Source organism: Pseudomonas sp. Marseille-Q5115 (assembly GCF_916618905.1).
Classification (GTDB): Bacteria; Pseudomonadota; Gammaproteobacteria; order Pseudomonadales; family Pseudomonadaceae; genus Aquipseudomonas; species Aquipseudomonas japonica_A.
Genome location: NZ_CAKAKI010000001.1, coordinates 3,669,930 through 3,692,254, shown reverse-complemented (window position 1 = coordinate 3,692,254; position 22,325 = coordinate 3,669,930). Strand labels below are relative to the sequence as shown.

General features: G+C 63.2%; 17 protein-coding genes and 1 pseudogene. 6 read left to right on the top strand and 12 right to left on the bottom strand.

Annotation, left to right across the window (positions count from 1 at the left end; all coding sequences use genetic code 11):
- Positions 1-65: 65 nt before the first annotated feature.
- The 12 genes and pseudogenes from gcvP to gap all read right to left on the bottom strand — a co-directional run bounded on the left by gcvP (position 66) and on the right by gap (position 14,230).
- Positions 66-2,924, bottom strand: a complete 2,859-nt coding sequence (gcvP, locus tag LG385_RS16880; RefSeq protein WP_225775196.1) for an aminomethyl-transferring glycine dehydrogenase — start codon at positions 2,922-2,924, stop codon at positions 66-68.
- Between the two features lie 11 nt (positions 2,925-2,935).
- Positions 2,936-3,313 carry a glycine cleavage system protein GcvH gene (gene gcvH, locus LG385_RS16875; protein ID WP_181121862.1) on the bottom strand — a complete coding sequence of 126 codons (378 nt, stop codon included), beginning with the start codon at positions 3,311-3,313 and terminating at the stop codon, positions 2,936-2,938.
- A gap of 297 nt (positions 3,314-3,610) precedes the next feature.
- Positions 3,611-5,122, bottom strand: a complete 1,512-nt coding sequence (locus LG385_RS16870; RefSeq protein ID WP_225775195.1) for a sigma-54-dependent transcriptional regulator — start codon at positions 5,120-5,122, stop codon at positions 3,611-3,613.
- Between the two features lie 81 nt (positions 5,123-5,203).
- A complete protein-coding gene (locus LG385_RS16865; RefSeq protein ID WP_225775194.1) occupies positions 5,204-5,563 on the bottom strand; it encodes a DUF5064 family protein in 360 nt (119 codons plus the stop codon).
- A 73-nt stretch (positions 5,564-5,636) separates the two neighbouring features.
- Complete coding sequence (locus tag LG385_RS25805) at positions 5,637-6,392, bottom strand: methyl-accepting chemotaxis protein (RefSeq protein WP_375139239.1); 756 nt, start codon at positions 6,390-6,392, stop codon at positions 5,637-5,639.
- A gap of 102 nt (positions 6,393-6,494) precedes the next feature.
- Positions 6,495-7,520, bottom strand: a pseudogene (locus tag LG385_RS25800) (HAMP domain-containing protein); the annotation flags it as partial.
- Between the two features lie 366 nt (positions 7,521-7,886).
- The gene (locus LG385_RS16855) at positions 7,887-8,309 is read right to left on the bottom strand and encodes a YbaN family protein (protein WP_225776271.1); all 423 of its coding nucleotides are present in this window, start codon (positions 8,307-8,309) and stop codon (positions 7,887-7,889) included.
- Positions 8,310-8,364: 55 nt separating this feature from the next.
- Positions 8,365-8,979: a biliverdin-producing heme oxygenase gene (locus LG385_RS16850; RefSeq protein ID WP_225775192.1), complete on the bottom strand. Its 615-nt coding sequence runs from the start codon at positions 8,977-8,979 to the stop codon at positions 8,365-8,367.
- A gap of 56 nt (positions 8,980-9,035) precedes the next feature.
- Entirely contained in the window at positions 9,036-11,531 is a 2,496-nt protein-coding gene (locus LG385_RS16845) for a TonB-dependent receptor (RefSeq protein WP_225775191.1), read from the bottom strand.
- A gap of 122 nt (positions 11,532-11,653) precedes the next feature.
- Positions 11,654-12,577: a FecR family protein gene (locus LG385_RS16840; RefSeq protein ID WP_225775190.1), complete on the bottom strand. Its 924-nt coding sequence runs from the start codon at positions 12,575-12,577 to the stop codon at positions 11,654-11,656.
- A gap of 55 nt (positions 12,578-12,632) precedes the next feature.
- On the bottom strand, positions 12,633-13,148 hold the full coding sequence (locus tag LG385_RS16835; protein WP_225775189.1) for an RNA polymerase sigma factor: 516 nt from the start codon (positions 13,146-13,148) through the stop codon (positions 12,633-12,635).
- 80 nt (positions 13,149-13,228) lie between these two features.
- On the bottom strand, positions 13,229-14,230 hold the full coding sequence (gene gap, locus LG385_RS16830; protein ID WP_225775188.1) for a type I glyceraldehyde-3-phosphate dehydrogenase: 1,002 nt from the start codon (positions 14,228-14,230) through the stop codon (positions 13,229-13,231).
- 261 nt (positions 14,231-14,491) lie between these two features.
- Between gap and edd the strand changes: the two genes are divergently transcribed.
- The 6 genes from edd to LG385_RS16800 all read left to right on the top strand — a co-directional run bounded on the left by edd (position 14,492) and on the right by LG385_RS16800 (position 22,246).
- Positions 14,492-16,318, top strand: a complete 1,827-nt coding sequence (gene edd / locus LG385_RS16825) for a phosphogluconate dehydratase (RefSeq protein ID WP_181121871.1) — start codon at positions 14,492-14,494, stop codon at positions 16,316-16,318.
- Positions 16,315-17,271, top strand: a complete 957-nt coding sequence (locus LG385_RS16820; RefSeq protein WP_225775187.1) for a glucokinase — start codon at positions 16,315-16,317, stop codon at positions 17,269-17,271. Before edd ends, LG385_RS16820 begins: the two co-directional genes overlap by 4 nt.
- A 45-nt stretch (positions 17,272-17,316) precedes the next feature.
- Positions 17,317-18,045, top strand: a complete 729-nt coding sequence (locus LG385_RS16815) for a response regulator (RefSeq protein WP_413247331.1) — start codon at positions 17,317-17,319, stop codon at positions 18,043-18,045.
- 34 nt (positions 18,046-18,079) lie between these two features.
- Entirely contained in the window at positions 18,080-19,480 is a 1,401-nt protein-coding gene (locus LG385_RS16810) for an ATP-binding protein (RefSeq protein ID WP_318781424.1), read from the top strand.
- Between the two features lie 119 nt (positions 19,481-19,599).
- Positions 19,600-20,856, top strand: a complete 1,257-nt coding sequence (locus LG385_RS16805; RefSeq protein ID WP_225775186.1) for an AGE family epimerase/isomerase — start codon at positions 19,600-19,602, stop codon at positions 20,854-20,856.
- A 103-nt stretch (positions 20,857-20,959) separates the two neighbouring features.
- The gene (locus LG385_RS16800; protein ID WP_181117124.1) at positions 20,960-22,246 is read left to right on the top strand and encodes an ABC transporter substrate-binding protein; all 1,287 of its coding nucleotides are present in this window, start codon (positions 20,960-20,962) and stop codon (positions 22,244-22,246) included.
- Positions 22,247-22,325 lie beyond the last annotated feature (79 nt).

Below are 22,325 nucleotides of genomic sequence, written 5' to 3'. Positions count from 1 at the left end.
TCGCTCCAGGAAGACGCTATCGAGGTGACCCGGGAGGGCGGTGAAGACACCGCCCTGTGGCCAGGTCAGGCCTCTTGATAGGCTTCGATAGGTGGGCAGGCGCACACGAGATTGCGGTCGCCGAACACGTTGTCGACGCGGCCCACCGGCGGCCAGTATTTGGTCGCCTTCAGGCTGGCCAACGGGTAGGCGGCCTGCTCGCGGCTGTAGCTGTGCGGCCATTCCCCCAGCAGTTCTTCGGCGGTGTGCGGCGCGTTCTTCAGCGGGTTGTCCTCGGGGTCGAGGGCGCCGCTTTCCACCCCGCGGATTTCTTCGCGAATACAGATCATCGCGTCACAGAAGCGGTCCAGCTCTTCGCGGGATTCGCTTTCGGTCGGCTCGATCATCAGCGTGCCCGCAACCGGGAAGGACATGGTCGGGGCATGGAAGCCGAAGTCGATCAAGCGCTTGGCGACGTCATCGACGCTGATGCCGCTGCTGTCCTTGAGGGGGCGCAGGTCGAGAATGCATTCGTGAGCGACCAGGCCATTGCTACCAGTGTAGAGCACCGGGTAGTGCTCCTCGAGCCGGCGGGCAATGTAGTTGGCGTTCAGGATGGCCACTTGCGAGGCGCGCTTGAGGCCCGCGCCGCCCATCATGCGGATGTACATCCAGGTGATGGGCAGAATGCTCGCGCTGCCGAACGGTGCCGCGCACACGGCGCCTTCCTTGCGCTCCAGCTCGCCATGGCCGGGGAGGAACGGCGCCAGGTGGGCTTTCACGCCGATGGGCCCTACGCCGGGGCCGCCACCGCCGTGGGGGATGCAGAACGTTTTGTGCAGGTTGAGGTGGGACACGTCGCCGCCGAACTTGCCGGGGGCGCACAGGCCGACCATGGCATTCATGTTGGCGCCGTCGATGTACACCTGGCCACCGTGGTCATGGATGATCTGGCAGATTTCACCGATGCCTTCCTCGAACACCCCGTGGGTGGACGGGTAGGTGATCATCAGCGCGGCCAGGCGGTCCCGATGCTCCTCGGCCTTGGCGCGCAGGTCGTCGATGTCGACGTTGCCCCGTGCGTCGCAGGCGGTCACCACCACGCGCATGCCGGCCATGTGAGCGGTGGCCGGGTTGGTCCCGTGGGCGGAGGAGGGGATCAGGCACAGGTCACGCTGGCTGTCGCCACGGCTCAGATGGTAAGCGCGGATGGCCAGCAGCCCGGCGTACTCACCTTGGGAGCCGGCGTTGGGCTGCAGGGACACGGCGTCGTAGCCGGTGGCCGCGCACAACATAGCCTCCAGTTCTTCGGTCAACGCCTTGTAGCCCTGGCTTTGCTCGGCGGGGGCGAAGGGGTGCAGGTTGCCGAATTCGGCCCAGGTCACCGGGATCATCTCGCTTGCCGCGTTGAGCTTCATGGTGCAGGAGCCCAGCGGGATCATGGTGCGGTCCAGGGCCAGGTCCTTGTCGGCCAGGCGGCGCAGGTAGCGCATCAGCTCGGTTTCAGAGTGATAACGGTTGAACACCGGGTGGCTGAGGATTGCGCTCTGGCGTAGCAGCGGGGCAGGCAATGCGTCGGAGGCGCTGGCTGCAACGGTCGCAAAATCAGGTTGCTGAGCGTCGCTGAATAGCGTCCACAGCGCTTCAACGTCCGCTTGCCGGCTGGTTTCATCCAGCGACAGGCCCACGCGTTCAGCGCCCACCTGGCGCAGGTTATAGCCAGCGGCCCGCGCCTTGGCATGTAGCTCGGCAGTGTGGGCGCCCGTGTGCAGGGTAAGGGTATCGAAGAAGTAGGCCTGTTCCACCTCTACGCCCAGCTCCTTGAGCCCTGCGGCGAGGATAGCGGTGAGCGCATGGGTGCGTTTGGCAATCTGTTGCAGGCCTTTGGGACCGTGGTACACCGCAAACATGCTGGCGATGTTCGCCAACAGCACCTGGGCGGTGCAGATGTTGCTGGTCGCCTTTTCGCGGCGGATATGTTGCTCGCGGGTTTGCATGGCCAGGCGATAGGCCGGCTTGCCATGGCGGTCGATGGACACGCCTACCAACCGGCCGGGCATGTCGCGCTTGTAGGCGTCCTTCGTGGAGAAGTACGCCGCGTGAGGGCCGCCGAAGCCCAGGGGCACGCCGAAACGCTGGGCGCTGCCGATGGCCACATCCGCGCCGAATTCACCGGGCGGCGTCAGCAGTGTCAGGGCCAGCAGGTCCGCAGCAACGGCTACCAGCGCCTGGCTGCCATGGAAGCGCTCTACCACTGCCGCGTAATCCAGCACGTCACCGTTGCTGGCAGGGTACTGAAGCAGGGCGCCAAAGAAGGCGCTGGTGTCTTCCAGGGTTTGCTCGTCTGCCACCACCACCTCGATGCCTAGCGGCTCGGCACGGGTGCGCAGCACGTCGAGGGTTTGCGGGTGGCAATGTACCGAAGCGAAGAAAGCGTTGCCGCCCTTGTTCTTCGACAACCGCTTGCAGAAGGTCATGGCTTCGGCGGCGGCGGTGGCTTCGTCCAGCAACGAGGCGTTGGCGATCGGCAGGCCGGTGAGGTCGCTGACCAGGGTCTGGAAGTTCAGCAAGGCTTCGAGCCGGCCTTGGGAAATTTCCGGCTGGTAGGGCGTATAGGCGGTGTACCAGGCCGGATTTTCCAGCAGGTTGCGCAGGATCGGTGCCGGGGTATGGGTGTTGTAGTAACCCTGGCCAATCAGGCTTTTGAGCAGTTGGTTCTGGCCGGCGATGGCCTTGAGCGCGGCCAGGGCATCGGCTTCGCTCTGGCCGTCGCTGCCATCGAGCACGCTGGTGCCCTTGATGGTGTCCGGGATTACCGCAGCGGTGAGGGCTTCCAGGCTGTCGAAACCAAGGGTTTGCAGCAGCGCCTGCTCGTCCTCGGCGCGGGGGCCGATGTGGCGGCCGATGAATTCGTTATCGGTGGTCAAAGCAACGTCGAAAGGCATGTTGCGTCTCCTCAGGCTTGTGCGGCGATGAGTTGATCGTAGGCGTTCTGGTCGAGCAGGCCATCCAGTTGGGCGGCGTCGGCAGGCTTGAAGCGGAAGAACCAGCCACGGCCCAGTGGGTCTTCGTTGACCAGCTCGGGTTTGCCCTCGAGCGCCGGGTTCACCTCAAGAATTTCACCGTCGAGCGGCATGTTGATGCTGCTCGCTGCCTTTACAGACTCCAGCACCGCCACTTCTGCGTCAGCGACGTGATCGCCGGTGTCTGGCAGCTGCACAAATACCACGTCCCCCAGTGCTTCCTGAGCAAACGCGGTGATACCCACCGTCACGCTGCCGTCCGCTTCGGCACGCAGCCACTCATGCTCATGGGTAAAACGCAAAACGCTCATGCAACACTCCTGAAGGCCGATACAGGGCCGAAAACAAGTGCCCGTGTGGGCTGGATTCCAGGGGCTGTTGCAATTTGGTTGCCAAGCGGGGCAAAGGGCTGGTTTTGTTGGGTGCCGCTGGATCACTGAAACAGCGTGAGGAACGGCGGTGTAGCGGTTCCGTTACGGTTTTAAGCGAAGTCAGTGCCTAGGCGGCCTCGGGGGGTGTAACGTGATATATACACCGTATTGAATTCATTACGGGGGCGTCACGATTATGTGGACGGCTGTGAAGACCAACAGAAAGACTAGGGTTCATCACCCCCTCTGCCCCGGTATCCCATATTTGCGCAGCCGATTGGCGATGGCGGTGTGCGAGGTGTGCAGCCTGGCGGCAAGCTGGCGGCTGGAGGGGTAGTCGGCGTAGAGCTTTTCCAGTAGGGCGCGTTCGTAGTCGTCCATGGCCTGTTCCAGGCTTTGCACATCCCGGTCCCGGTGTTGCGCTACGGAAGTGCCGGCGATGTCCAGGTCGCCAATGTCTACCAGGGTACTTTCGCAGATAGCCGCGGCGCGGAAGATCACGTTCTGGAGTTGGCGAACATTGCCTGGCCAGCGATTGCCGAGCAGCGCCGGGTAGGTGCCGGGCGCCAAACGGCATATAGGCCGGCCGATCTGTGCACAGGCCTGGCGCATGAACCAGCGCGCCAGCAACAGGATGTCCTGCCCGCGGTCCCGCAGCGGCGGCACGTCCAGGTTGAGCACATTGAGCCGGTAGTACAGGTCTTCGCGGAAACTCCCCTCGCTGACCATCTTGTTCAGGTCCCGGTGCGTGGCGCTGAGAATACGCACGTTCACCTTCACCTCGCGTTCGCCGCCCACTCGCCGGAAGCTGCCGTCATTGAGAAACCGCAACAGCTTGGCCTGGAGGTACGGAGACATCTCGCCAATTTCATCGAGAAAGACCGTTCCCTGATGCGCCAGCTCCATCAAGCCAGGCTTGCCGCCGCGCTGCGCCCCAGTGAACGCGCCCGGGGCATAGCCAAACAGTTCACTCTCGGCGAGGTTTTCCGGCAGCGCGGCACAGTTGAGCGCCAGGAATGGCGCATTGTGGCGTGCACTGGCGGTATGGCACGCCCGCGCAACCAATTCCTTGCCAGTGCCGGTTTCGCCCTGAATGAGCAAGGGTGCATCCAGCGTTGCGATACGTTGCGCCCGCGCCTTGAGTTGGCGAATGGCAGCGGACTCTCCCAGCAGCGCCTCGAAGCCTTCGGCATGGTCGTGGTGCAACGCCGCCAGCCGCTCGCCGATCCGGTTGGGCGGGTATAGCGTAAGCAGTGCCCCGGCGTTGGGGATGGGGGTTGCCTCCAGCAACAGCGGCTCGCCTTCTACTGCCACTTCTCGCAGCGGCAAGCGAAATCCGTTTTCCAGCAAGGCCGTCATCACTGCAGGGTCGTTGAACAGCTCGCTCAGCGGTTGGCCCGCGAGGTCGCGCCCATATAGCGACACCATGGCGGGGTTTGCCAGCAGTACCGTGCCGGCCGTGTCCACCGCCAGCACCGGGTCGCTCATGGCGGCCAGCAGCGCGTCGAGCTGCAAATGCCGGCGCTGGCCGGGCAGCATGTCTACCACCGTGACTGCATTCACGCCTTGCACGGCAAACAGCGCCCCGCGCAGCTCATCCAGCACCGCCGGGCTGAGCGTGGGCGCGTCGATGTAGACATTGGGCGGGACCATTTCCACGGCATCCAGGTTGAGGTTGCGCGCGCCCAGCAGGGCAAGCACCTCCTGGGTGATACCGACGCGGTCTTGGAAACTTACGTGAATGCGCATAGGGGGCGGGCGGGCCTGAGCGGCAGAAGCCGCGAATTATGCCTTGCCCTCAGGTATGAAGGAACCGCTGCCCGCGCTTGCCTACAGTGTGGGCAAGTGCGCGGGATCGACCGGGTCGCCAGGTGAACGCTGCAGTTTGTTCTGAATGTCAGCGAACATGGCGTCGTACTGCTTGTGAATGCTGATGGGTAGCACCTGGGTCGCCGGCATCCCATGCTGGCGCGCCAGGTGGTCGATGTCGCTGGCGAAATTGAAGGCCAGGTCCGCGGGCAGGTCCAGGCCTTCGTCCAACGGCTGCCCGGCGATATCTCCAGTAACCTGGAAGTGCATCACCGTGCCGTTTGGCTCGTCGTGAGGCTCGTAGGTGATGTCCAGCCGGTACGCAACATCGCGTGGCTGGGCTGGGATGTGTTCAAGATGCAAATGGCCCGGTTCGAACATCGATAGCGCTCCCTTGCTGAAACGCCCCGGGGGCCGGGGCGTAGACGCTAGAAGCATAGACCGCAATTGGCAATCAGACCTTGAACTGGTCCATCAGGCGCATTTGCTGGCTGGCCAGGGCGTTGAGCTGGCTGCTGACCTGTGCCGACTCCGTTGCCTGCCCGGTCAGGGTTTCGGTCACCATGCGGATCGCCGATACGTTGCGGTTCACTTCTTCGGCCACGGCGCTTTGTTCTTCCGCGGCACTGGCGATGTGCAGGTTCATCTCGCTGATCACGCCAACCGCCTCACTGATGCGGGTAAGGGCAGACGACGCTTGGAGAATCTGCGTGGCGTTTTCCTGGGCCTTGCCTTGGCTCGAATGCATGGTCGACACCACGTCGCGGGTCGCCCCCTGGATGCGCTCGATCACGTGGCGAATTTCTTCCACCGAGTCCTGGGTACGCTTGGCCAGGTTACGCACTTCGTCGGCCACCACCGCGAAGCCACGGCCGCTCTCGCCAGCGCGGGCCGCCTCGATGGCAGCATTCAACGCCAGCAGGTTGGTCTGCTCGGCAATGCTGCGGATCACTTCGAGCACGGTACCGATCTGCTCGCTGTTCACCGCCAGGGTCTCCACCTCGGCCACGGCCTTGCTGACTTCTTCGGCCAGCCCGTTGATGTCACGGGTGCTGCGCTCGATGATGCTCATGCCATCCCGTGCAGACTGGTCCGCTCCCCGGGCTGCGCTGGCCGCATTGGACGCGCTGCTTGCCACTTCCTGAGCGGTGGCACTCATCTGGTTCGAAGCGGTGGCCACCTGGTCGATCTCGCGGAATTGCACCTGCATGCCATCGCTGGTCTGCCGAGCGATTTCCGAAGACTGGTCCGCCGTGGCGCGCGCCTCGGTGATACTGGTCTTGATCTGAGCAATGGTAGGTTGCAGCTTGTCGAGGAAACGGTTGAACCAGCTCGCCAGTTCGCCCAATTCATCGCGGCGAGCGTACTGGATCCGGCGAGTGAGGTCGCCTTCGCCGCTGGCGATGTCCTTGAGCATCATGGCCACGCTGGTGATCGGGCGGGTCACGCCCGACGCCGTGAGCCACAGCAACAGCAAGCCGAGCAGGCCTGCCACGACAGCCACGGCCAGGGTTTGCAAGGTGCCGCTGGTTTGCTCGGCATCCAGCAGCTTCTGAAGTTTCAGGGCATCAGCCAGCAATACATTGCGGGGCAGGTCGATGGCTACTCCCCATGAAGGGGCGCCTTCCACCGGTGTTACGGGATAAATGGCGCGGATCAGGTCGCCGCGGGCGATAACCTTGGCGGTGCCACCTTGTACCAGCTGCAGGATCTCCCGGCCTTCGTCGCCGAGGGCGGTGTCGATGCGCTTGCCGAGGGTATCGGCCGCATCGCTGTTGGCGGCTAACACGCCTTTGCTGGAAAGCACCATGATGTGGCCTGCGCCGTCGAACAGCTCAGCTTTGGCCTGTACCGCGCTGACCTGAAGCGAGTTGAGGGCCAGGTCTACACCGGCCACGCCCACCACCTTGCCATCGACACGGATGGGCAATGCGATGGTAGTCATCAGCACGGTTTTGTCGCCAATGGTGTCGGCGTAGGGCTCGAGCAGGCACAGCTTGCCGCTTTGCAGGGCGCAGGTGTACCAGGTGTTGTAGGGCAGGCCGCTGGCGTTGATGTCCGACTTCACCAGATCGTCTTCATCGATGGCGGTATTGTTGTCGGTGCCGTCGTAGCGGCTCCAGTAGCTGCCGAAGCGGCCGGTTTCGTTGGAGCCGCGTGCCAGATCGGCTACAAAGCTGGCGTCATCGCCATCAAAGGCGTCACGCTGGAAGACTGCCCACACCCCCAGCACGTCACGGTTGCGCTTGAAGCTCAGCTCCAGCGCGCGGTTGGCTTCCTCACGGATGGCGCGATCGCTGAAGTCATGGCGTTTGCCCGCGCTGCTCAGCTGGCCCATCTGCTCGGCTACATCACTGGCCAGCATCAGGTCTGCGCTGTAGGCCTTTTGCAGCGAAGCGGCTTTTTCCGCCGCCTGCGCCAGCAGCAGCTTCTCGACGCTACGGGTGAGCATCCGCTCGCTCGAGTCGCTGACCAAGGCATTGTTTTGCCGGCTTTGGTAAATATTCATGCCCACCACGGTGGCGACCACGGCAACAAGACATAGCCCCGCCAGGAGGACTATCTTCAAACGGATAGAAAGTGACTGCAGCATGGGGCGCGCTCGTAATGGGGTGAGGTGATCAGCGAGGGCTGTGGCGCACCCCGCAAGCCGAACGTTCGACTACCTCACCGCATCGGCAAGCCATACAAGGACTTTAAATATTTAGACGGGCGGTTCTTGCTTGTTGGATCCTTTTACCCCTTCAGGGCGCGACCAGATCCACAGGTTCACCAGTACCATGCCACCGATGGCCGCATAGATCGCCCAGTAATGGCGCAAGGTCAGCCACATGATCACGGCGCACGCCAGCATGCTGAAGGTGGCGGCAAGTTTCGACCGCCGTGTGATCACCTTGCCGTTACGCCAGTTGCGGATGATCGGGCCGAACACCTTGTGGTGCTCCAGCCAGGCAGCAAGCCTGGGCGAGCTGCGGGTAGCGGCCCATGCCGCGATCAGCACGAACTCGGTAGTGGGCAGGCCCGGGACGAAAATGGCAATGATGCCGATGCCCAGGCATACGTAAGCAAGCACACCGTAAAGAAGGCGGGCGAGCCGCGAGCGGTTGGGGGGAAGCTGGGCGGTCATCGGCACCGTGCAGAGATGGGGCCCGGCCACGCCAAGGGCGGGCCGGGCAATGAATTCAAGCCTGTGCACGGGCAAAGGCCGTTTGCAGCAATACAGTAAAGCGCTCAAACGCCGCGAGCGCGCCTGCCTCGGCAAGCTGCTCCTCACGTTCGTCCAGCGTCACGGCATCCAACACTTTGACAAAGGCCTTCCAGCCCGCCGCCCGGCCCCCTTCGGGTTCGGCCAGATGGCGAGCCCCCTGCGTAGGCGACAACCCGAGGGCCTCCGCGCGCTTGAGGAGGAATGCGGCGCCGAGTTTCGACCCTTCAGAGACAAAAATCCAGCCCAGCGCTTCGCCGAGGGACAAACCCGCCGGCGCGCCGGGCACTGCGGCAGGTAGCTCTACGTGCAGATATGATAGGTCTGAGCGCGCCTGTTCCAGACGGCAGCGCGAGGGCAGATCGGGGAAATGGATTACCAGGCGAGGGTTGTTATAAAGCGTTTCGAGTTCGGCCTGGAACAGGTACTGGGCCGTCACGAAGCGGCTGAAGCCTTCGAGCGAATCGAAGGGTGCCTGGGCCTTCACCAGCCTGTCGAGCACGTCGTGAGGGGCATGGGTGGCTTGGCTCAGCCGTTGCGAGCGTAGCGGGCGTGCGAGGGTTTGCTGCGGGAAGGTGGCGTTTGCGTTCATGGGGTCGCTCCAGGATTCGAAGGTGCCGGGCCGCGGCACACGGCCCAGCAGGGGTGTCAGATGTCCCACACCAGGTTGACGGAGACGTTGCGGCCGGGCTGGGTGAGGCGGTCCAGGTTCGCGGGTGCGGTCACTGCCGCTTCGCCCACGCTGTCGTAGCCACGCACGTCATCCCACAGCCAGTATTTCTTGTCGGTCAGGTTGTACAGGCCGGCGTTCACGGTCAGGTCGTCGCTGAGCTTGTAATAACCGGTGAGGTCCAGCGTGCCGAACCCCGGCGTCTTGAACAGGGTGCCACCATCGGGGGTGTTGAAGCTGCTGCCATCGACTCGGGTTTTGCGTTTGACCAGTGTCCAGCTCATCAGCCCGCCGTAGCGCGGTTGCTCGTAGCCCAGCCCAAGCACGCCGGTGAGGGGGTTGATGCTGTTGATGGGCTGGCCGGTATCGTCGTTGCGCCCGCGGGCATAGGCGAGTGAGCCCTGGCTGTAGAACCCCTCCGGCGCGCCGAAACGGTCCAGGTTCAAGCGGCCCTTGAGCTCCACACCGCGAATGCTGGCACGGCGAATATTGCTGCTTTGGAAGGTGACTGCGTCGTAGGCACCCTTCAGTTGGTTTTCATCTATGAAGTCGCGGTATTTGTTGTAGAACAGGGCCAGCTCAAAGCTGCCGGTGTCGTAGTAGCCGCGCAGGCCGGTTTCGAAACTGCGGCTTTTTTCCGGCTCCAGGTCGGGGTTGGGTTCTACCCGGTAACCGCCAGCGGCATTCTCGAAGCGACCGTAGAGCGCCTTGGCCGTGGGCGTGCGGAAACCTTCGGCGTATTGGCCATACCAGCTTGTGTTCTCGGTAAACGCGTAGGTAATCCCCAGCTTGGGGGACAGGCGGTGCCAGGTTTTCGTTTCGTCGCTGAACGTGGCGTCGGTAGCGGTGATGGTGTTCAGGAATTCATCCGTGAGGTGCGGGCTCAGACGGGTGTAGTCGTAGCGCGCGCCCGGCAGGAATGACCAGTTGCCCACGCGGATTTCATCCTGGGCGAACACGCTGAAGGTATCCACGGTCGGGTCTGGAAAGTCGCTTTCCGGCGCCAGGTAGTCACCGGCACTCGGGTTGCCCGCTCTGCAGTTCAACCCATTGGCCACACAGGTGCCGTACCCGTAACGCAACCCGGTTACCTTCTGGCGCTTGAGCGTTGCGCCGTAGGTAAGGTCGTGGTCCGTGAGGCCGAGGGTGAAGGCTTTCTCCAATTGGCCGTCGAAAATCCACTGGCGGTCCTTGTAGGTGGTATCGCGGTGGCGCAGCACCTGACGGGTAAAGGGGACATACAGCTCGTCGGTCTGCTCGTCGGTCTTGGCCAGTTGGTAGTTCAGGCTCCACTTGGCTTCGTCCGCCAGCAGGCTGTTCAGGCTGAAGCTGTGGGCGATGCCGAAGCGCTCGCGGGTAAGGGTGTCGTCTGTGTTGCGCGAGCGGTACATGCCGCTCGCAGCGCCATAGATGAAAGGCCCGCCCACCGCGCTTTTGATGTCGGCTTCGGTCTCGCTTTTGTATTTCTCGTAGGTGAGCACCACGCGGCCGTCGTCGGTGTAGTTCCAGCCAGCCTTGGCCAGCACGCTGCTGCTGCGCACGTCCTGCGGGTTGGCTGCGGTGCGAGCTAGCCCGGTGCCATTGTTACCTCCATAGGATTCCGTTTCATGCCCATCGCGTTGGCTTAGGTGCAGCAGGCCATCGAAAGCCCCGTGGCGCGCGGCGAAAGTGCCGGACTTGAGCCAGCTGTTGTCGCGGGAGCTGTAACCGGCCTTGAGCCGCGCGCCCAAGGCTTCTCCGGGTTTGATGATGTCTTCGGGGTCGAGCGTGTAATAGCTCACGGCACCGCCGATGGCCGTGCTGCCGTAAAGGGACGAACTGGGGCCGCGCAGGATCTCCATTCGCTTGATGATTTCGGGATCTACGTAATTGCGCTGGGTTTGTGCGTAAGGGCCGAAGAAATAGCTTTCGGGAATCGCCACGCCATCCACCTGGGTAAGAATGCGATCGCCGTCGATGCCGCGGATGTTGTAGCCGGTAAGCCCGGAACGCTGCCCGGCACCGCCCACGCTCACGCCTGGCTCGTAGCGCACGGCATCGTGGATGGTATTGACGTTGTCCCGGTCCAGGCTTTGCCGCTCGATCACGCTCACGCTCGCCGGTACCTCGCTAACGGCCTGCGCGCGGCGGGTGGCACTGACGGTGACGGGCGCCAGCTCGACCGCGGCCTGACGCGTGAGCACCACCGAGTTATCGCCCACCTTACGGTAGGAAAGCCCGGTACCTTTGAGCAACTGGGCCAGCGCTTCCTCGGGGGCATAGTGGCCGGTTACGCCGCTGGACATTACATTCTGGCCCAGCTCCGCCGGTAGCCCGGATTGCCAGCCGGTGACCAGGCTGAAGGCATTGAGCGCTGCGGGCAGTGGCTGTGGAACGATGCGAAAATCGCGGCTGTCGCCAGGTTGCGCCTGGGCTGCGGTACTTAGTACGGCCGTGAGGGCAAACAAGGCGCCGGGAAGCAGGGGATGATGCATGAAAGGCTCCGTCTTGATGCGAATAATTTGCATTGGCAAGAAGACGAGACGAATGAACGGCGTAAACGCGTAAAAAAAAAATTTGGCGCCCGCTATGAAAGGGTACGCGTGCTGTGAGGGGTTCAGTTCAGCAGCATCACGCCAGGAAGCTCCCGAAGGCTTGCCGCAGTGACTTGAGCCAGCGCACGAAGGGCGGCGGCGGGATCCTGCACATTGTAATTACCGGTGATACGCCGCTCGCCAAGGGCATCGTTGGCCATCACGATCCAGCCAGGGTAATAACGGCTGAGCTCCGCGAGCACCTGCTTGAAGGGGCGGTCAACGAACACCAGTCGCCCTCGCAGCCAGGCGAGGTCTTCGTCCGGATGCAGCGGGGCAGGGCGGCTGAAACCCGAAGCATCGAGGCTTACACCCATGCCCGCAGGCACATTGAGGGTTTGCCGGGCGCCTTCCAGTTGCACTTCGCCACGCGCCACCTGCACACGCGTTTCGCCCTTCAACAGGCGTACGGTGAACGTGCTGCCATTGGCATGTGCCACCAGAGGGCCGGCCTGCACCTCCAATGGGCGAGCGCGCCCAGGTACGTCGAACCACGCCTCGCCCTGGTAGAGGTGCGCCGAGCGCGTGCCCTCCTGGCCATCGCTGGACAAGGCCGTGTCGGTATTGAGCACCACCTGGGTGCCGTCGTTGAGGTCGAACCGCTGCCGCTCTCCCGTTGCGGTGAGGTGGTCGGCCTGCAGCCGCAGCGGCAGGTTGCTCACGCCGGCTACACCAATAACCAGCATGGCCGCGACGGCATGGCGCCAGCGGCCTTTGCGTGACGGCCGGGGTTTGGCCGCGCTTCGGGGCACTTCCAGTGCCTGCGCCACGTGCGCTACGGCCTCATGGTTCCAGCCCGCGCAAGCCTTGGAGTAGGCATCTATGTTCAACGGGTTTTCGGCCAGCCAGGCATCGAAGGCCTGGCACTGCGCAGGCGTAGGGCTTTGCAGGACGATCATCCATTCCACGGCCTCTTCCAGGGCCTTGCCGGGCGATGCGTCGGTCATCGGGTGCTTCTCCTGGTTTCGATCCCCGCAGCTTAGGCGCTGATCACGCGGGCGACTACTCACTACCATGCCCTGTAGCGTGCAGGCATATAAGCATGATCTGCTTGAGTTCTTTCTGCACGGTGCTCGCGGATATCCCCAGTTCGTTGGCGATAGCAGGGCAGGGCTGGCCGTGAAGGCGGTTGCGCACGAAAATCTCCCGCTGTCGCGGCGTAAAGCCAGCCACCTCCGTGCTCAGGCGGCGCAGCAGCCGTTCGGCATAGGCCGCGTCCTCCGCGCTGCTGCGCTCCTCGGCCACATTGTGCAAGGCGTGCGCGGGCAGTTCGGTATCCACCAGGCGGGCGTGGCGGCGCTGGGCGCGCAGGTGGTCGAGCGCCAGGTTGCGGGCGGTCTGGAACACGAAGGGTTCGAGATGATCCACGGGGCGCTCGGCCAGCGCACGCGAAACCCTGAGCCAGGTTTCGTGGAGCAGGTCCTCGGCTACGCTGGCATTACGGACCAGGCCCTGAAGCGTACGAAGCAGGCTGAGGCGTTGGCGGAGAAACACGACATCCAGACGAGAGGGGTTCACGGGGCGACCTGACCATTTGGCAGCGGATGATAATGCTTCTCATCTGCTGCCTGGGTCAAGCCGGGTCCCCGTGGGAACCATTACCTGGCGTTACACAGGGCCAGGCAGTTATCGAGCATACGGTTGGAGAAGCCCCATTCGTTGTCGTACCAGGCCATCACTTTCACCATGCGCCCGATCACCTTGGTGTGATTGGCGTCGAAAATGGACGACAGCGGGTTGTGGTTGAAGTCGCACGATACCAACGGCAAGGTGTTGTAGCCCAGCACCTTCGAACCCTCGGCAGCGGCCTTCAACAGGGCATTTACTTCCTCGGCGGTCACGTCGCGCTTCACGTTCACCGTAAGGTCTACCACTGACACGTTGATCACCGGCACCCGCACGGCCATGCCGGTCAGCTTGCCTTTGAGTTCCGGTAGCACCAGGCCTACTGCTTCAGCGGCGCCGGTCTTGCTGGGGATCATCGAATGGGTAGCGGAGCGGGCACGGAACGGGTCGGTGTGGTAAACGTCGATCAGGTTCTGGTCATTGGTATAGGCATGGATCGTGGTCATCAGGCCTTGCTCGATGCCCAGTTCACGGTCCAGAACCTGTGCCACCGGTGCCAGGCAGTTGGTGGTGCAGGAAGCGTTGGAGATGACCTTGTGCTCGGCAGTGAGGATGTGGTGGTTCACGCCATAGACCACGGTGGCATCGGCACCCTTGGCCGGGGCGGAGATGATCACTTTGCCGGCGCCTGCGGTGAGGTGCGCCGCGGCCTTCTCACGGTCAGTGAACAGGCCGGTGCATTCGAACACCACGTCTACGTTGTGGGCTTTCCACGGCAGGTCGGCGGGGTTGCGGATGGCCGAAACGGCAATCCGGTCGCCGTTCACGCTCAAACCCTGCTCGTCATGCTCGACGGTCGCGTCGAACGTGCCATGCACGGTGTCATATTTGAGCAGGTGCGCGTTCATGGCGCTGTCGCCCAGATCGTTGATGGCGACGACTTGCAGGTTCTGGCGGTAGCCTTGGGTATACAGTGCACGAAGGACGTTTCGACCGATGCGGCCGAAACCGTTGATTGCGATGCGAATGGTCATGGCTTTACCTACTGTCAGATTGTGAACGCTCCAGCCGAGGAATCCGAATCACCAAATCTGTTTTGTTATTGGAATTACAAGATTATTCGCATAGAAATAGAAAACAAGCCTTTTTGATGGCAGAATTTTGTTTTATCTACAACGCGTGACCGGTACGGCTCTGTCTTTTGATCGACCCCTGGCAGTTAAGTTGAAAGTTTCACCCCAGGACGATCCGCTGCGGCGCCCGATAACGGTCCCACTCAAAGCCTGGAGTCCTACATGCATCCCCGCGTCCTCGAGGTTACCGAACGGCTGATCGAACGCAGCCGCCCCACGCGCGAGCGTTACCTGGCCATGATCCGCGCCGCCGCGACCGACGGTCCTCAGCGCGGCAAGCTGCAATGCGCGAACTTTGCCCACGGCGTTGCCGGTTGCGGCGCGGAGGACAAACACCACCTGCGCCTGCTCAATGCGGCGAACGTGGCGATCGTGTCGGCCTACAACGACATGCTCTCGGCGCATCAGCCCTACGAGCGTTATCCCGACGTGATCAAGGCCGCCCTGCGGGAAATGGGCTCGGTAGGCCAGTTCGCCGGTGGTGTGCCGGCCATGTGTGATGGGGTTACGCAGGGCGAACCGGGTATGGAGTTGTCGATCGCCAGCCGCGAAACCATCGCCATGGCCACCGCGGTGGCGCTGTCCCACAACATGTTCGACGCAGCCCTGTGCCTGGGCATTTGCGACAAGATCGTTCCGGGCCTGATGATCGGCGCCCTGCGTTTTGGGCACTTGCCGACCATCTTCGTGCCGGGCGGGCCCATGCCGTCCGGCATCTCCAACAAGCAGAAAGCCGACGTCCGCCAGCGCTACGCCGAAGGCAAGGCCACGCGTGAAGAGCTGCTGGAATCGGAGATGAATTCCTACCATGCACCGGGCACCTGCACGTTCTACGGCACCGCCAACACCAACCAGCTGGTGATGGAAGTCATGGGGCTGCACTTGCCCGGGTCGTCCTTCATCAACCCCAACACCCCGCTGCGCGAGGCGCTCACAGTCGAAGCCGCCCAGCAAGTGGTGCGCATCACCAAGGCCAGCGGCAACTTCATGCCGCTGGGTGAAATCGTCGACGAGCGCGCATTGGTCAATGCCTGCGTGGCCTTGCATGCCACCGGCGGTTCCACCAACCACACTCTGCACTTGCCGGCGATCGCCATGGCGGCGGGCATCCAGCTCACCTGGAAGGACATGGCCGACCTGTCCGAGGTGGTGCCCACGTTGTCCAACGTGTACCCGAACGGTAAAGCGGACATCAATCACTTCCAGGCGGCCGGCGGCATGGCGTTCCTGATCCGCGAACTGTTGAGCGCCGGGCTGCTGCACGAAGATGTGAACACCGTACTGGGCAAAGGCCTGGCCGCCTACACCCGCGAACCGTTCCTGGACAATGGCAAGCTGGTATGGCGCGATGGCCCGAGCGATAGCCTCGAAGAAGCGATCCTGCGCCCGGCCAGCCGCCCCTTCTCCAATGAAGGCGGGCTGCGTGTAATGGAAGGCAACCTGGGCCGCGGCGTGATGAAAGTGTCGGCCGTGGCGCCGGAATTCCGCGTAGTGGAGGCCCCTGCCCGAGTATTCGAAGACCAGCAGGAACTGGCCGATGCGTTCAAGGCCGGTGAGCTGGAGCGCGACGTGGTAGCGGTAGTGCGCTTCCAGGGGCCACGGGCCAACGGCATGCCGGAGCTGCACAAGATGACCCCCTTCCTCGGCGTGCTGCAGGACCGAGGCTTCAAGGTGGCGCTGGTTACTGATGGACGAATGTCTGGTGCATCGGGCAAGATCCCGGCCGCGATCCATGTCTGCCCGGAAGGGGTGGACGGTGGCCCGCTGGCCCGCGTGCGCGATGGCGATATCATCCGCGTCGACGGCGCGACCGGAAGCCTTGAGCTTAAGGTCGATCCGGCCGAGTTCGCCGCCCGCGAGCCTGCGGTGCCAACCATCGACAGCAGCGTGGGCTGCGGTCGTGAGCTGTTCAGTTTCATGCGGGTGGCGTTCAGCTCGGCCGAGCAGGGCGCCAGCGCCTTTACCTCGGCTTTGGGAGCCCTTAAATGACATTGGCACTGGTAGGTGACATCGGCGGCACCAACGCTCGTTTCGCCCTGTGGGAAAACGATGCGATGCGCGCGGTGCAGGTTTTCTCCACCGCCGACTACACCAGCCCCGAGCAAGCCATTGCGCAGTACCTGAAAGACCAGGGCCTGGCCGCGGGCGCGGTCTCTCAGGTGTGCCTGGCGGTTGCCGGGCCCGTGGACGGCGACGAGTTCCGCTTCACCAACAACCACTGGCGGCTTAGCCAGAAGGCCTTCTGCAACACGTTGCGGGTGGAGCGCCTGCTGTTGATCAACGACTTCACCGCCATGGCGCTGGGCATGACCCAGCTACAGGAAGGTGAATTCAGGACCGTGCGCGAAGGCCGCGCCGACCCGCGCCGCCCGGCCGTGGTGATCGGCCCGGGCACCGGCCTTGGGGTTGGCACCTTGCTCAACCTCGGGGGCGGGCACTACATGGCCTTGCCAGGCGAGGGCGGCCATGTGGACCTTCCGGTGGGCAATGCCCGTGAAGCCAGCCTGCGCCAGCACATCCAGGACGAGATCGGCCATGTGAGCGCCGAAACCATCCTCAGCGGCGGCGGCCTGTTGCGTTTGTACCAGGCGATCTGCGCGCTGGACGACCACCCGGTGAAAGCGGCGCAGCCATCACAGGTGACCGAGCTGGCGCTGGCGGGCGACCCCGTGGCAGAGCAGGCCATCGATCAGTTCTGCCGCTTCCTCGGGCGCGTGGCTGGCAACAACGTGCTTACCGTGGGTGGGCTCGGTGGGGTGTATATCGTGGGGGGCGTGATCCCGAAATTCATCGAGCGTTTTCTGGCCAGCGGCTTCAACGAGAGCTTCGGCGACAAAGGCTGCATGAGCGGATATTTCTCAAATGTGCCGGTATGGGTTGTGACCGCCGAGTTCTCGGGCCTGATCGGGGCAGGAGTGGCCTTGCGGGAAGGGCCGCTCTGAGCGTCTAATCGGCGTCGAACGGGCGACGACCCGGGATGACGGGGAATGACCGCTTTGACCACTGCCGGAAAGACCATCCTCCTGGTGGATGATGACCAGGACATTCGCGAATTGCTGACCACCTACCTGGGCCGTGCTGGCTTTCAGGTACGGGCGGTCGGCGATGGCCAGGGTTTTCGCGAAGCGTTCAACGCAGCTGGCGTGGACCTCGTCATCCTGGACATCATGCTGCCCGACGAAGATGGCTTCAGCCTGTGCCGGTGGGCCCGGCAGCACCCTCGCCAGGCACAGGTGCCGATTATCATGCTCACCGCCAGCTCTGATGAGGCCGACCGTATCGTCGGCCTTGAGCTGGGCGCGGACGATTACCTGGGCAAACCCTTCAGCCCCCGCGAACTGCAAGCCCGGATCAAGGCGCTGCTGCGACGGGCGCAATTTGGCAGCGAACGCACCAGCGAACTGCTCGCCTTCGACGAGTGGCGGCTGGACGTTGTAAGCCACCGCTTGTTCCACGTGGACGGCGAAGAAGTGATCCTCTCTGGCGCTGATTTCGCCCTGCTCAAGTTATTCCTTGACCATCCTCAGCAGATTCTTGATCGCGACACCATTGGCAATGCGACCCGCGGGCGAGAGCCCATGCCGCTGGACCGCATCGTTGACATGGCCGTCAGCCGCCTTCGCCAACGCCTGCGCGATACGGAGAAACCGCCACGGTTGATCCGTACCGTGCGGGGCAGTGGTTATCTGCTGGCGGCCAACGTTGTCGCGGCGTAAGCGGCTACCGCTGCCGCGCTCGCTGCTGGGGCGCATGCTGCTGCTTACCCTGTTGGCCGTGCTGTTCGCCCAGGCGCTGTCGAGCGTGATCTGGCTGTCGCAGCTGCGGGAAACCCAGCTCGAGGGCCTGGTCACCAGCGCCCGTAGCCTTGCGCATTCGATGTCGGCCAGCGTGAGCTATTTCCGTTCGTTGCCGTTGGCCTATCGCCCTTTGGTTCTGGACCAGCTGCGCAGCATGGGCGGCACACGGTTTTTCGTGTCCCTCAATGACAAACCGCTGAGCATGCGCGTACTGGAACCGTCGCCACGCCGGCAGGCGGTTATCACCGCCGTGGAAGCGGTATTGCATCAACAGCTTGGCGAGCAGGTGAGCCTGACGGTGCAGTTCGTGACGCCTCAGGACTTGCGTATCTTCAACAGCGGCCTGGCGCTGGACGATCTTCCACGTTCCTGGGCGCACTACGCCCTGACCCTGGAGCCTGTGAACCCGCCCGTGATGGTCACCCAGATCCGCCTGGGCGACGGCGAGTGGCTATACATTGCGTCACTCTTGCCCGAGCCCTATACCAGCCTCGACGAAGAAGGCCTGCCGGCCCAGCAGCTCCTGTTCATCGCCCTCACCAGCGCTTTTCTGCTGGTGTTCATCGGGTTGCTGGTGCACTGGCAAAGCCGGCCCCTCAAGCGGCTCGCCCGTGCCGCGCGGGAGCTGTCCCTGGGTGCGGAGCCTGATCAGCCCCTGGCGGAGGGAGGCGGCAGCGAAGTGGTGGAGGTGAGCCGAGCCTTCAATGCCATGCGCGAACGCATCAGCCGGTATCTGACCGAGCGCAGCCAGCTGTTCAGCGCCATATCCCATGACTTGCGCACACCGATCACGCGGCTTCGCCTGCGCGTGGAACTGCTCGAGGACGAAGCCCTGCATGCACGCTTCAATCGTGACCTCGACGAGCTGGACCTGCTGGTAAAAGGCGCCTTGCAGTGCGTAAAGGACACAGACATCCACGAAAACATCGAGCGCGTGGACCTGAACCAGGTGCTCGATTGCCTGGTGGAGCCGTATCTTGGCCCCGTGGGCAACGGCCGGGTGACCGTCAATGGCCGCGCGCGCCGGGTGTACCGGGGCAAGCCGCTGGCGCTCAAGCGTTGCATGGGCAACCTGATCGACAACGCGCTCAAGTACGGTGATCGTGCCCATCTGGTTGTGGAGGATTCGGCCAAGGCGTTCGTGCTGCATGTGGATGATGAAGGGCCGGGGGTGCCGGCGCAGCGCCTGGAAACCGTGTTCGAGCCTCATGTGCGCCTGTCCAGCAACCAGCAGGGCTACGGCCTGGGGCTTGGGATCGCGCGCAATATTGCCCACAGCCATGGCGGTGAAGTGACCCTGCAGAACCTGCGCGAAGGCGGATTGCGGGTAACCCTGTACCTACCTCGACAGTAACCCGTTACCCGCTAGATAAAACGTCACAAGGTGGTGACATTTCAAAACCGCTTCGTTACGCGGGCACTCTTGCAGCTTGGTTACACTCGGCCCGCGAACAATAAAAACGCAGGGTTCCCATGGAAAGGCACCACCCCCGATTCAATACCTGGCTGGCCGCGCCTGCGCACCAGCAATGGCTAGGCGCCGAGGCTTGCAGGCTGGCACGTTTCGCGCGGGCAGCGCGGCTTGTGGAGGGTTTCGGCCCGCTGGACGAGCGTGGCCAGCTGGCGAGTGATCAAGCGCAAACCCTCATCACCACACGAATGACCCACAGCTTCGCGCTGGCGCACCTCAACGGCTTGCCCGGGTACGGTGAGCTGATCGACCACGGCATCGCCGCGCTCGAAGGGTGCCTGCAGGATCACGCCCATGGAGGCTGGTATGCCCTTGCCGATGGCGCGCAAGATACCGGCAAGGCCGCCTACCTCCACGCCTTCGTCGCCCTTGCCGCCAGCTCCGCGGTGGTAGCGGGCAGGCCCGGCGCCGAGGCTCTCCTGGCCAAGGCCATAGATGTGATCGAGCAACGGTTCTGGTGTGAAGCGCAAGGCGCCATGCGCGAATCCTTCGACCAGGCCTGGGCTGCCGAAGAAGCTTACCGCGGCGCCAACAGCAACATGCATAGCGTGGAGGCGTTCCTGGCCTTGGCGGATGTAACCGGTGATGCTGTGTGGCTGCAGCGTGCCTTGCGCATCAGCGAGCGGGTTATCCACGCGCATGCAGCCGGCAATGGTCATCGCGTGATCGAGCATTTCGATCCCGACTGGCAGCCCTCGCTGCATTACAACCAGGCCCGCCCGGCTGACCCGTTCCGCCCGTATGGCAGCACCCCTGGCCATGCCTTCGAGTGGGCCCGGTTGCTGCTGCACCTCGAAGCCGCACTCGAGCGCCGAAGCCTTCCCGCGCCGGGCTGGTTGCTGGATAACGCCCGAAGCCTGTTCGCTACCGCGTGCCGTACCGCCTGGCACATAGATGGCGCGCCAGGGCTGGTGTATACGCTGGATTGGGACGACCAGCCGCTGGTGCGCCAGCGCATGCACTGGGTTCACGCCGAAGCCAGCTCGGCAGCCGCTGCGCTGCTCAGGCGTACCGCCGAGCCCGACTATGAACAGTGGTACCGCGTGTTCTGGGATTTCACCGAGCGCTTCCTGATCGACCTGGAACACGGGAGCTGGCATCACGAGCTCGATGCCGGCAATCGGCCCAGTGCCGAGGTATGGGGCGGCAAGCCGGACCTGTACCACGCGCTTCAGGCGGTGCTGCTGCCCGGCCTGCCGTTATCCTTGAGCCTGGCCAGCGCGGTTGCCAGTGGCGGGACAAATGTCACGGCTTGGTGACAAACGCACGTCCTTTCGTTACCCGTTGCGCTAAATACCCTGCTTAAACTTCCCGCAGCGCAAGCGCCAGACTTGCAATGCATAACAACAAAAAGGTACTTCGATGAACGCGATCAATCGCCTCGCCGCTGTTGTTTCTCTCGCCACGCTATTCCCCTTCGCTGTGCATGCCGCCGATGGCAAAGGCACCGTCGAGGTCGTGCATTGGTGGACCTCGGGCGGCGAAAAGGCTGCTGTTGATGTACTCAAGGCTCAAGTAGAAAAAGACGGCTTCACCTGGAAAGACGGCGCTGTTGCCGGTGGCGGCGGTTCCACTGCCATGACCGTGCTCAAAAGCCGCGCCATGGCCGGTAACCCGCCCGGCGTTGCGCAGATCAAAGGCCCCGACATCCAGGAATGGGGCAGCACTGGCTTGCTGAACCCGGACGCACTCACCGACGTTGCCAAGCAGGAAAACTGGGACGGGCTGCTGTCGAAGAAAGTTGCCGATACCGTGAAGTTCGAAGGCAAGTACGTTGCCGTGCCGGTGAACATCCACCGGGTGAACTGGCTGTGGATCAACCCGGAAGTCTTCAAGAAGGCCGGCATCGCCAAGGCGCCTACCACCCTCGAAGAGTTCTACGCCGCCGGCGACAAGCTCAAGGCCGCTGGCTTCATCGCCCTGGCTCACGGTGGCCAGCCTTGGCAGGACAGCACTGTCTTCGAAGACGTCGTGCTCTCGGTCATGGGCGCCGATGGCTTCAAGAAAGCCTTCGTGGACCTGGACGAAAAAACCCTGACCGGCCCTGAAATGGTGAAATCCTTCACCGAGCTCAAGAAAGTCGCTACCTACATGGACGCCAACCGCGCGGGCCGTGACTGGAACCTCGCCGCTGGCGACGTGATCGACGGCAAGGCCGGCATGCAGGCCATGGGCGACTGGGCCAAGAGCGAGTGGACCGCCAAGCACAAGGTAGCCGGCAAGGACTACCAATGCGTGCCGTTCCCGGGCACCGACAAGGCCTTCACCTACAACATCGACTCCCTCGCGGTGTTCCTGCTCAAGGACAAGAACAACATCGCGGCGCAGCAGGACCTGGCCAAGGTCGCGTTGGGCACCGATTTCCAGAAGGTCTTCAGCATTAACAAAGGTTCGATCCCCGTTCGTACCGACATGCAGAACGACATGGAAAAACTCGGTTTCGACAGCTGCGCTCAACAGGCGGCCAAGGACTTCCTGGCCGACGACAAGAGCGGTGGCCTGCAGCCGAGCATGGCGCACAACATGGCAACCTCGCTGGCTGTTCAGGGCGCGATATTTGACGTAGTCACCAACTACATCAACAACCCGGGTGCAGACCCGGCCGCGGCCGCCAAGCAACTGGCAAGCGCTATCAAAAGCGCCAAGTAACCTGCCGAGCCAACCTGCACCGTGGTCACGAGCATGACTGCGGTGCAGGCCCCGAACCCGAATGCTTCTAGCGGATCAC